Genomic DNA, 11111 nt, shown 5'->3' with positions numbered 1-11111 from the left:
TGCGGCGCTCCATGGTGTCGAGCAGGGTGAGCTGCTTGTGCAGCAGCACCTGGCTGCGGCGGGCGAGGTTGACGAACACCTCGGAGACTCCGGCGGAGCGTTCGGTGCCCGCCTCGGGATCGACCGGTTCGCCCTCGCCGCCGGGCTTGTCGCCCACGCCGTCGCCGTCGGGCGCGCTCACCTCGGGCTCCTCCTGGGCCAGCCGCTCGTCCAGGGTCTCGCCGTCGTGCTGTTCGGCGGCCGTGGTGCCGTGCCTGGTCACGCCCAGCGGCTTCTCCGGCGGGGAGTAGCCCTCGTCGAGCGTTTCGTCGTAGTCCCGCTCGTCGACGGCGTCCTGGAGGTCGAGAGGTGCGGCGTCCGCCTGCTCCTCGTTGGTTCCGGTGGGCTGGTAGGCGTCGTCGGCCATCGGGTCCGTGCCCATCGCTGCCTCCTCGCGCGTGCGTCGGCTCGGTCGTTCGGTGTCCGGTTCGCGTTTCCCGATCCGCGATCTCTAACCCGGGGGCGCGACGCGGATGTCCAGATCGCCGATGCGGTACGGGACCCAGGTGCGGGCGTAGGCGGGCGGGGTGCCGCCCGGTGCGGTGACGGCGGCGACGGGGATCCGGCGGGCCGTGTCCAGGATCCGGGCGACCGTGGTGTTCTCGTTGTTGCCGCTGGTCGCGCCGGAGGAGCAGCCGGTGTAGTAGCCGATGGGGATGGCCTCGTGTCCGGTGAGCAGGCAGGGCGGGCGTACCCCGAGGCGGTGCAGTGCGCCTGCCGTGCGGGCCCAGTCCTCCCGGCTCTCGGCGGTGCGGTCCACGGTGTACACGAGGACGACGAGCTGCACCGTGAGATGTCCGGCCAGCGCGAGGGCGACCAGCGGCGCGCCCACCGGCCGCCGGCGGCCCCGGGGGGTGCGGGCCAGGTGCCACAGTGCGTCGGCGACGGGGACGGCCAGCAGCGCGTAGGCGGGCTGGAGGAAGCGGGGAGCCGCATATCCGATCATGAAGAGGTACGGCGACGCGGCCGTGGCGGCGCAGGCGAGCGGGACGAGGGTGCGGGCGGTGCGCCGGGCCCGGACGGCGACGGCCAGTGCGACGAGGGCGACGGCCGGCAGCAGGACCCACCACAGGGTGATCACCGGATGCGGCATCGACCCGGTGCAGGGGCGGCACAGGGCGCGTCCGCCCAGGCTGCGCAGCTGGTCGTCGACGGCGATCTGGAAGCCGAGCCCGCCCTGGATGCGGGAGGCCTCTTCCAGCCGCTCCGCCAGCCCTCCGTACCAGGCGTACGCCTCGATCACCCACTCCACTCCCCCGGCCGCGAGTCCGCCCGCGAGGGCGAGCAGCAGCCGTCCGCGCCGGCGGACCAGGGCGAGGACCAGGAGGGGCAGGGTCACCCAGACGGCGTCGGTGGGCCGCATCCACGCCATGAGCGCGGCGCCGGCCACCACCGCCCCCAGGGCGCCCGGCTCCCGTTCCCGCCGGGCCCGCAGGAAGCCGCCGACGCAGATCAGCGCGCCGATCCCGACCCACTGGTTGGGCATGGCCTGGGGGCCGTAGAAGAGGGTCACCCACAGCGTGGCGAAGAACGCGCCGGCGGTGGCGAGGACGCGCGCCGGGAAGAGGCCCCGCCAGGACCGCAGCCCCAGGTACAGGCCGGCCCCGGAGAGCACGGCGAGGTAGACGCGCAGCAGCGCGGTGGACGACGACCAGGAAGCGACGGGTGCCACCAGCAGGGAGACGCCGCGGGAGCGCGGGGCGCTGAAGAAGGCGGCCGGGTGGTGCGTGGTGACCTGGCTGACGTAGACCGTCTCGTCCCAGCCGAGGCCCAGACCGGGGCGTACGAGCAGCAGTTGGGCCAGGGTGAAGGCGGCGGCCACCGCGGCGAGCGGGGCATCACCGCGCAGGCGCCGGGAGGTGCCCGGCGCCGGCGCCTCGCGTCGCCGTCCGCCCGTGAGCAGGGCGCTCGCGCCGTCGGCCATCGTGCACCCCTCACCCCCGCCGCCGGCGGGGCCGTTCGGACCTCGCCTCCTGCCGCCACCGACGGAAGCCCGGAAACCCGGAGACCGAGGTCAAACTAACCCGCGCGGCGCGAAACCGCAGGGCGGAATACGGCCGGACGCCCCGTCCTGACCCGGCCCCGGGGTCGGGTCAGCGGACGTTCGGGCGGCGGTGCGGGGGCTGCTCGGGCGTCGGGCGCCGCTCGGGCACGGGGATGGGGCGCGTGACGGGGCCGTCCCCGTTCATGTGCACCGGGCTGCCGTGGTGCCGGATCGTCAGGGGATCTCCCATCAGCAGCTTGTACGTCACCTTGTCCGCCTCCATCTCCACGCTCACGCACCGCCCGCGGAACTGGAGCCGGAAGGCCAGCCGGCTGAACTTCTCGGGCAGCCGCGGCGAGAAGCTGAGGCTGTCGCCCTCGCGGCGGGTGCCGCCGAAGCCGGCGACCAGCGCCATCCACGTCCCGGCCAGGGAGGCGATGTGCAGCCCGTCGCGGGTGTTGTGCTCCAGGTCGGCCAGGTCCATCAGGGCAGCCTCGGCCGCGTAGTCGTAGGCCAGGCGCAGGTGTCCCGTCTGGGCGGCGACGACGGCCTGGCAGCACGCGGACAGGGACGAGTCCCGCACGGTCAGCGGCTCGTAGTAGGCGAAGTTGCGGGCGATCTGCTCCTCGTCGCAGTGGGCGTCGAACCAGCTGCCGCAGGTGTACATCGCCAGCACGAGGTCTGCCTGCTTGACGACCTGTTTGCGGTAGAGGTCGAAGTAGGGGAAGTGCAGCATCAGCGGGTAGTGCTCCGGACCGGTGTTCGCGAAGTCCCAGCGCTGGTGGCGGGTGAAGCCGGCGTGCTGCTCGTGGACGCCCAGTTCGTCGTTGTAGGGGATGTGGACGCTCTCGGCGGCGTCCCGCCAGGCGGCGCTCTCCTCGTCGTCGACGCCGAGCCGGGTCGCGTGGTCGGGGTGGCGTTCGCAGGCGTCGGCGGCGGTGAGGAGGTTCGAGCGGGCCATGAGGTTGGTGTACGTGTTGTCGTCGGTGATGGCGCTGTACTCGTCGGGACCGGTGACGCCGTCGATGTGGAAGACGCCGTGGTGGTCGTGGTGGCCGAGGGACCGCCACAGCCGGGCGGTCTCCACCAGGAGCTCCAGGCCCGTGTCCCGTTCGAAGTCGGTGTCGCCGGTCGCCGCGACGTAGCGGACCACGGCGTGGGCGATGTCGGCGGCCACGTGGAAGGCGGCGGTGCCGGCCGGCCAGTAGGCGGAGCCCTCCGAGCCGTCGATGGTCCGCCACGGGAACGCGGCGCCGCGCAGCCCGAGCTGGGCGGCGCGGTCCCGGGCGGCGGGCAGCGTGTCCCGGCGCCAGCGCAGCGCCTCGGCGACGGCCCTGGGCTCGGTGTAGGTCAGCACGGGCAGCACGAACATCTCGGTGTCCCAGAAGGCGTGACCGTCGTATCCGGAACCGGTCAGTCCCTTGGAGGGGATGGCCCGCTGCTCGGCGCGGGCGCCGGCCTGGAGCACGTGGAACAGGGCGAAGCGGACGGCCTGCTGGATCTCCTCGTCGCCGTGCACCTCGACGTCGGCGCGGCCCCAGAAGTCGTCGAGGTAGGCGCGCTGTTCGGCCACCAGCCCGTCCCAGCCGCTCTGCGCGGCGGCGGCCAGCGCGGCCTCGACCTGGTCGCTCATCGCGGGCCGGGAGCGGGCGCTGGACCAGCCGTGGGCGACCGTCTTCTGCACGCGCAGCCGCTGGCCCGGCTCCAGGACGGAGGTGATGGTCAGCCGGGCCACGTCCTCGTTGCTCTCGCTGCTGGTGGTGGTGGTCGCGTCGGGGCCGTCGACCACGTGGTCGGCCGCCACGGCGACCCTGAGGCCGCTGCGCCGGGTGCGGTGGACCAGGCGCAGCCGGGGGCCGAGCGCCAGGTCCTCCTCCGGTTCGAGCGGGGACTTCAGGGCCCTGGCCGTGCGCGGGTCGCCGTTCGGGTCGGGCAGGCTCTCGTTGGTGACCAGCTCGGACTGGATGACCACCCGGGTCTTGCTGTCCACGGGTTCCACCTCGTACTCGACGGCGGCGATGGCCCGCTGGGTGAGGGAGACGAGCCGGGTGGAGCGCACCCGGACGGTCGACCCGGCCGGCGAGGTCCACTCGCAGATCCGCTCGAGGACGCCGCGCCGCAGGTCCAGGGTGCGTTCGTGCTGGACGAGCCGGCCGTAGCGCAGGTCGAACGGCTCGTCGTCGACCAGCAGGCGCAGCAGCTTGCCGTTGGTGACGTTGATGACGGTCTGCCCGGACTCGGGGTAGCCGTAGCCGGCCTCGGCGTAGGGCAGCGGGTGCAGTTCGTAGACGCCGTTGAGGTAGCTGCCGGGCAGCCCGTGGGGTTCTCCCTCGTCGAGGTTGCCGCGCCAGCCGACGTGCCCGTTGGAGAGGGCGAAGACGGACTCGCTCTGGGCGAGGAGGTCGAGGTTGAGCTCGGTCTCGCGGACCGACCAGGGCTCGACGGAGTAGGTCCGGTTGGTGATCACGCGTGGCCCCCCAGCTCGGCGAGGTCCTTGACGACGCGGTCGGCGCCGTGGGCGTACAGGGCGTCGGTCTGGCCGACGCGGTCGACGCCGACGACGTATCCGAAGTGGCCGGAGCGGCCGGCGTCCATGCCGGCGAGGGCGTCCTCGAAGACGGCGGCGCGGGACGGCTCGACGCCGAGGTCGCGGGCGGCGGCCAGGAAGGTGTCGGGGCGTGGTTTGCCCGGCAGTTTCCGTTCGCGCGCCACCACGCCGTCGATCCGTACGTCGAACAGGCGCTCGGCGTCGACGGAGCGCAGCACGTCCACGGTGTTGGCGCTGGAGGAGACGATCGCGGTGGCGAGGCCGGCCGCGCGGACCGCCTCGATGTAGCGCAGGGTGCCGTCGTACGCCTCGACGCCCTCGGTGCGGATCTTCTCGAGGACCAGCTCGTTCTTGCGGTTGCCGACCCCGTTGACCGTCGGCGCGTCCGGCGGGTCGTCGGGCCCGCCCTCGGGCAGTTCGATGCCGCGCGAGGCGAGGAAGGTGCGCACACCGTCCGCACGGGGGCGTCCGTCGACGTACTCGTCGTAGTCGGAGTCGGTGAACGGGCGGAAGCCGGCGCCCTCCCGCTCGCGCAGGAAGGCGTCGAACGTCTCCTTCCAGGCGGCGGCGTGCACCACCGCCGTCCGGGTGACGACCCCGTCGAGGTCGAAGAGGCAGGCCTGGATGTCGTCGGGAAGTCCGAGCTGCGTCGTCATACCCGACACGTTCCCCGCCGGGGCGCGTCCCATCGGGTGGTACCCGCCACAAGGGGACGACCGCCGGCCCGCGTGCCGGGGGACCGCTGCCGCCGGACATGTGCGCCGCCACTTCCAGCCCCGGCCCCGCCGCCGGCCGGTCGGCCGCAGGCGGCGGCTCGCCGGGGCGGCACGCCGCTAGGCCCTGTCGCCGGACTCCCCGTCTGCCTGGCGGCGCCATGCACGCACTCTCGCCGCGCCTGGCGCCGCTCCGGGCGGACGACGGGAGTCTGACGGCAGGACCTAGGCCGCCGCGAGGTGCGTGCCGATCCGGTGGAACGCCTGGACCAGCGGGGCGGGCGGCACGGCCGGGGACGTCACCTGGGAGCCGAAGTGGACGATCACGAGCTCCAGACCCGGTGAGACGAAGAGCCGCTGGCCGTGGATGCCGCTGGCCATGTAGGAGCCGTAGGGGTCGTTCAGGATCCACCACAGGTCGTGGTACGAGAGCCGGGCCGGCGAGTCCGGGGGTGCCGCCGGGAAGCGGACGCGGCGCGGGTAGCCGTCGGGCACGCCGCCGGCGATCGTGGCGGCCACCTCCTCCGGGACCACCTGACGGTCCCCCACCGCTCCGCCGCAGCGCAGCATCTCGCCGAGCCGGGCGACATCGCGCAGCGTCGCGCTGAAGCCTCCGCACGCGGCTTCCACCCCGTCGGCGTCGAGCACGTAGTACGCGTCCTCCTCCGCACCTAGCCCGGTCCACAGCAGCTCGCTGAGCAGGGCGGACGTGGTCGATCCGGTGACGCGGCGCAGGACCTCGGCCAGTGCTTCGACGTTGCCGTTCTCGTAGCGGAACTCCTCCCCCGGCGCTCCGGTGGCGCGGGCGGTGCGCAGGTGCTCGCGGATGGTGTCCGGGCCGGTGTAGCCCTGGGGGCGCAGCGCGGGAGCGACGACCGCGTGGTACCGGTGGGCCTCGATCGCCTTGTCGAAGGGGCGGCCCGCGTAGCTCACGCGCGTGCCCATGTGCAGCAGGTCCTGGACCCGGGCCTCGCCGAAGGCGGTGCCGGCGAGTTCGGGGACGTAGGCCGACGCCCGGGCCGTGCGGTCCAGCAGGCCCCGGTGGGCGAGCGTCGCTGCGACGAGGCCGAGGTAGGACTTGGCCGCTGAGGCGTTGAAGTGGGGGGTGTGCGCCTCGGTGCCGTGCAGATGGCGTTCGTGAACGACCGAACCGCGGTGCATCACCAGGAACGCGTCCGTCTGTGCGGCCGCGAAGAGATCCGGCAGCTTGAGGGTGCCCGCGTCGGTGGTGACCAGCTCCAGGGAGTCCAGGTCGTGCGGCTGCTCCGGCAGCGGACGGGCGGGCCCCCGGCCCCGCCAGACGCGGCGGCTGGGCGCCAGCTCCCGGCCCGCGGAGGTGAAGCGGCGGATCCAGGCCGGATCCGTGTAGCCCCGGGTCCACTTCAGCTCGCTCAGCGGTGTCGTCTCGGACATGGTGCCGCTCCCTCTCGGGTCGTCGGGTTCCGCGTCGATGCCGTCCGGACCGTTGACCTGGCGACGCCGGACGCCTAGGTTGCCAGATCATCTGGCCGTTACTGGACAGTCTGTATGCCAACGCACCGCTCTTTCAATAGCGATGTCGCTCCGAGCCTCAGGAGTGCCCATGGAATTCGACCGCCGCCGCGCCTGGCCCATCGCCGCGCTGATCGTGGCGTTCATGCTCATCAACTACGCGGACAAGTCCGTCCTCGGGCTGGCCGCCGTACCGATCATGGAAGAGCTGCACATCAGCAACAGCACCTACGGCCTGATCTCCAGCTCGTTCGCCCTGCTGTTCAGCCTCTCCGGGCTGATCGTCGGGTTCGTCTCCGCCCGTGTCTCCAGCCGGATGCTGCTCTTCACCATGGCGGTCCTGTGGGCGGTGGCCCAGCTGCCGGTGCTCTTCGTGGCGTCCGTGCCGGCGCTGATGGCGGGACGCGTACTGCTGGGAGCGGCCGAGGGACCGGCCGCGTCGATGTCGATGCACGCGTTGTACAAGTGGTTCCCGGAGGACCGCCGCGCCCTGCCGTCGGCGCTGCAGATCAGCGGCGCGGCCCTGGGCACGCTGATCGCCGCCCCGGTCGTGACCTGGCTGATCACCGCGTTCGGCTGGCGCTCCGCTTTCGCCGCGCTCGCGGTGACGAGCCTGGTGTGGAGCCTGGTCTGGTGGCGGACGGGACACGACGGTCCGTACGGCCACGCTCCGGCGCACGGGTCCTCCGGCGCCGGCCCGGGAGCGGCCCGCCGGCTGCCGTACCGCGTGCTTCTGCTGAACGGCACGGTGCTGGGCAGTGTCGCCGGCGCCTTCGGTGCCTCCTGGGCGCTGGCGCTGAGTCACGCGTGGCTGCCCGCCTACCTGCGCACCCAGCTCGACATGACGCCGAGCCGGGCGGCCACGCTCATCAGCGCCGTCTCGGCCTTCAGCTTCGTCCTGCTGCTGACGGTCTCGCCGCTGGTGGACGCGCTGAACCGGCGCGGGCTGTCGAGCCGTTGGTCGAGCGGCGCGCCGCAGGGGGTCGCCGTCGTGGTCGCGGGACTGGCGACGACGGCCCTTCCCTTCGTCGACGCGCGGGTGCCCCTGCTGGTGCTCATCGCCGTGGCGTTCGGCGGGCACGCGATCGTCTTCCCGCTGCACTACCTCACGACGGCCGCCGTGGTGCCGCCCGCACAACGCGGTGCGGTGTTCGGGATCGTCGCGGCGACGGGGACGCTGCCCGGACTGGTCGCGCCGTATCTGACCGGGCGTCTGCTCGACTCCGCCTCCTCACAGCACGCCGGCTACGCACAGGCGTTCCTGCTGACGGCGGCGGTGATGCTGGTGTGCGGGCTGATCGCCCTCCTCGCGATCCGGCCGGAACGGGACGCCGGACGCCTGACGCCGGCCGGAGGTCCGGAGCACCCCGCCCGACAGCCCGCGGCCCGCTAGCGGCGCCCACGGACCGGCGACTCATCAGGACCCACCGCCTCCACTTGGTCCTCCCATCGACTACACAGCATCTTCACTGTCACCATGTGCCTCATGACGCACATCACCAAGGGCGCCAACACCCCTGTCCCCACTGCTCTTCTCCGGGTCGCGGTCTGCCGGCAGAACGTTCCGGGAGCACCGGCAGTGGATGTCTCCGCCCTGCTGCTCGACGCTGCCGGCACGGTGCGCGGCGACGCCGACCTCGTCTTCTACAACCAGCCCGCGCACCCGTCGGGGGCCGTACGCCACGCGGGTACGGCCGAGGGCGGCGGGCAGCTCGCCGAGTGGCTGGAGCTGGACCTGCCGCGTGTGGAGCCCTCCGTCCAGCGGGTGCTGGTCGCCAGCTCCTGCGACGGCGGGGTCTTCGGTCAGGTGCACGGGCTGCATGTGCAGGCGCTGACGGCCGAGGGCTCGGTGGTGGCTCACTACACGGTGAGCGACGCGGGGAGCGAGACGGCGTTCGTGCTCGGGGAGTTCTACCGCCGGAACGGGCAGTGGAAGTTCCGGGCGGTGGGCCAGGGATACGCCTCGGGTCTGGCGGGACTGGCGACGGACTTCGGCATAGCCGTCGCGGAGCCGGCCCCCTCGGCCGCGGCCCCGGCCGTCGCCGTACCGCTTCCGCCCACCACCCCCGCCTCCCACCCGGCACCCGCACCCACGCCCACACCGACGCTCTCCGGTCCCGCCTCCGCCTTCGCCCCGGCGGCCGCCGCCCCGGCCGCCCCGCCCCCGGTGACGGCGGCCGGGGCGGCGCCGGTGGACGCCCCGCCGCACTCCTTCGGCCCCGAGTTCCACCCGTACACCCAGCGCGGGCAGGGCAACGGTGTGGTGTCCGTGGACGCTCCCCTGCCTCCGGGGCCGGTCGTCGTCGAGGCCTGGCACCAGGGGGAGGGCTACTTCGGGATGCACACCCTCACCCGTCGCAACAAGGACGACGACCTGCTGGCCAACTCCACGCTGCGCGACTTCCGCTGCCGCGTCCTGGTGCAGCCCCCGAAGGACCGCCCCCTGCGGCTGCGCGTCGAGGCGGACAACGACTGGACGGTGATCGTGCAGCCGCTCTCGGTGCTCCGCCGTCTGGGGCCGGGCCCCCTCAGCGGCTACGGCCCCGAGGTCGTCGCCTACACCGGACCCGTGGCCGACCTGGACGTGGACTTCGCCGGGGACGAGGACGGCGGCGGATACTTCGGCCTGTGGACCCTGGACGCGTCCCGCCTGCACGACCTCGACGACCGCGACCTGCTGGTCAACGACACCGACCGGCTGCGGCAGACGGTACCGATCGCCGACGGCCCGCTCCTGCTCCTCCTGGAGGCCGACGGCGCCTGGCAGCTCGACGCCCGGCCCCTGTACGTGCCCGACCAGGCCGCGGCGCAGGCCGCCGGCGCCTACTCCGGACGCGGCGAGAAGACACTCACACTGGTCAACCCGACGCCCGGGCGGCCGGCCCTGCTGGAGTACGCCTGCCCGGGCACCGGCGGCGGTCTCGGCCACCGGCTGATGCTGGTCGACGAGTACGACGACGAAGAAGACCTGGTACAGGGCTACCGCCACGGAGAGCACGGCCGCACCCTGCTGTTCACCAAGGGCGAGTCCCAGGTGCGGCTGCGGCTGGCGGACGTGGGCGACTGGAGCCTGCGCCTGCTGCCGGTGGAGCAGGCGCCCCTGCTCACCGGACCGGCCGAGGGGCGGGGCAGCACGGTCTTCCGGTACGAGGGGCAGCCTGCCCTGCTCGGGCTGTGCCGGACCGTCTCCGGCGACCAGGTGGTGACGACCCGCACGGTCCAGGCCGACGGCCGGTCGAAGATCTCCGCCGACACCATGCGCCGCCGCCCGGTCACGGGGCCGCTGTGGGTGACGCGGGCCGGCCACTGCTACGTGCAGGTGTGGACCACCGACGAGACGGGCTGGCGGATCGAGCCGGCCGCCCTGGCCACCGTGCCGGTGCTGGACCGCGCGCCCGTCGAGGGGCAGGGCTACGGAGTGGTGCGGCACGCCGGGCCCGAGGCCGAGGTGATGGTCCAGCACGACGCGCTCGGCGGGGCCGCCCTGCCGGTGCTGTGGGAACTGGACGAACACCTGGAACCGATACGCAGGATCAGCACGGCTTCCGGTCTCCAGCGCGTCCCGAGCGGATACCTCCAGATCCGGACGTCCGGCCGCTGGGCCCTGGAGCCCCGCGGATGAGCCGTCTCCCCCGGCTGGCACACTCTGCGGTGTGCCCCTGACTTTCGACGACCTGCTCGCCCGGGCCCGTTCCCTCCCGCGCGGTGGACGGCGCGCGGTCCTCGGCATCGCCGGGAGCCCCGGCGCCGGGAAGTCGACGCTCGCCGAGGCGCTCGTGCGGGACCTGAACGGGCCGGGCGGGACCTGGGTCGCGCACGTCCCCATGGACGGCTTCCACCTCGCCGACGCCGAGCTCGACCGGCTCGGCCGCCGGGACCGCAAGGGTGCGCCGGACACCTTCGACGCCGCCGGGTACGCGGCACTGCTGCGCCGGCTGCGCGAGCAGGGGACCGGCGACGGGGAGGACGCGCGGGACACGGTGTACGCGCCCGGCTTCGAGCGGGTGCTGGAGCAGCCGCTCGCCGGGGCCGTGCCGGTGCCGCCGACGGCCCGGCTGGTCGTGACGGAGGGCAACTACCTTCTGCTGGGCACCGGCGCGTGGGCGCGGGTGCGGTCCTCGCTCGACGAGGTGTGGTTCTGCGAGGTGCCCGAACAGGAGCGGATCCGCCGACTGGTGGCCCGGCACGTGGAGTTCGGCAAGTCCCCCGAGGAGGCGGTGGCCTGGGTGCGGGGCACCGACCGGCGCAACGCCGACCTGGTGGCCGCGACCCGCGACCGCGCCGACCTCGTCGTACCGGACGCGGCGCTGCCGCGCTGAACTGCGCCGTGCCGCAC

General features: G+C 73.6%; 8 protein-coding genes. 3 read left to right on the top strand and 5 right to left on the bottom strand.

The window, feature by feature from the left end; translation table 11 throughout:
- The 5 genes from AB0E77_RS28240 to AB0E77_RS28220 form a co-directional block, all read right to left on the bottom strand.
- On the bottom strand, nt 1-421 hold a 421-nt coding region (locus AB0E77_RS28240), incomplete at its 3' end, for a hypothetical protein (RefSeq protein WP_361575808.1).
- A gap of 69 nt (nt 422-490) precedes the next feature.
- Nucleotides 491-1963 carry a hypothetical protein gene (locus AB0E77_RS28235; RefSeq protein ID WP_361575805.1) on the bottom strand — a complete coding sequence of 491 codons (1473 nt, stop codon included), beginning with the start codon at nt 1961-1963 and terminating at the stop codon, nt 491-493.
- 169 nt (nt 1964-2132) lie between these two features.
- Complete coding sequence (locus AB0E77_RS28230; RefSeq protein ID WP_361575803.1) at nt 2133-4490, bottom strand: glycosyl hydrolase family 65 protein; 2358 nt, start codon at nt 4488-4490, stop codon at nt 2133-2135.
- Nucleotides 4487-5227, bottom strand: a complete 741-nt coding sequence (locus AB0E77_RS28225; protein ID WP_361575800.1) for a beta-phosphoglucomutase family hydrolase — start codon at nt 5225-5227, stop codon at nt 4487-4489. Before AB0E77_RS28225 ends, AB0E77_RS28230 begins: the two co-directional genes overlap by 4 nt.
- A 282-nt stretch (nt 5228-5509) precedes the next feature.
- Nucleotides 5510-6697 carry a serine hydrolase gene (locus AB0E77_RS28220; RefSeq protein ID WP_361575798.1) on the bottom strand — a complete coding sequence of 396 codons (1188 nt, stop codon included), beginning with the start codon at nt 6695-6697 and terminating at the stop codon, nt 5510-5512.
- A 169-nt stretch (nt 6698-6866) separates the two neighbouring features.
- On the opposite strand from AB0E77_RS28220, the gene AB0E77_RS28215 reads away from it, so the two are divergent.
- The 3 genes from AB0E77_RS28215 to AB0E77_RS28205 all read left to right on the top strand — a co-directional run bounded on the left by AB0E77_RS28215 (nt 6867) and on the right by AB0E77_RS28205 (nt 11094).
- Nucleotides 6867-8168: an MFS transporter gene (locus tag AB0E77_RS28215; RefSeq protein WP_361575796.1), complete on the top strand. Its 1302-nt coding sequence runs from the start codon at nt 6867-6869 to the stop codon at nt 8166-8168.
- Nucleotides 8169-8261: 93 nt separating this feature from the next.
- Nucleotides 8262-10397, top strand: coding sequence for a TerD family protein (locus AB0E77_RS28210; protein WP_361575793.1), 2136 nt, complete (start codon nt 8262-8264; stop codon nt 10395-10397).
- 31 nt (nt 10398-10428) lie between these two features.
- Nucleotides 10429-11094, top strand: coding sequence for a nucleoside/nucleotide kinase family protein (locus AB0E77_RS28205; protein WP_361575790.1), 666 nt, complete (start codon nt 10429-10431; stop codon nt 11092-11094).
- The last annotated feature ends 17 nt before the right edge of the window (nt 11095-11111 follow it).

Source organism: Streptomyces sp. NPDC032940 (assembly GCF_040636935.1).
GTDB lineage: Bacteria > Actinomycetota > Actinomycetes > Streptomycetales > Streptomycetaceae > Streptomyces.
Note: the sequence above shows the minus strand (reverse complement) of the source record. Positions and strands in the feature narration are given on the sequence as shown.